The organism is Candidatus Aquicultor secundus, assembly GCF_002791875.1.
GTDB lineage: Bacteria > Actinomycetota > Aquicultoria > Aquicultorales > Aquicultoraceae > Aquicultor_A > Aquicultor_A secundus.
This window is the reverse complement of sequence record NZ_PFNG01000249.1, coordinates 16280-16588: the sequence shown is the minus strand read 5'-3', so window position 1 is coordinate 16588 and position 309 is coordinate 16280.

The window sequence follows — 309 nt, the reverse complement described above, 5'->3', positions numbered from 1 at the left end:
ATTATATGCGCATCGGCCCGGCCGAGAAGAGCCCAATGTTTTTCCGGTATGGCGATGCCGAGCCGATGGCCAAGGATTTTATCAAAAATCACGGTGGTGTGCCGGATGAAAATCTCACGTTGGCGAGCCAGAGATTTAGGGAAGTTGCACCTAACAGCCCCGATAAGATCGTGTGCCTCGAGCGGGAATACGGCCACGAGTTCAAGGGTATCGATATCTGGGATGACCGGATTGAAGTCAGTGTAACCAAGCTCTCTGGTGCACATTACTACAGGTGCTGGCATGAGTTTAAGGCTGAAGGCAGTGATA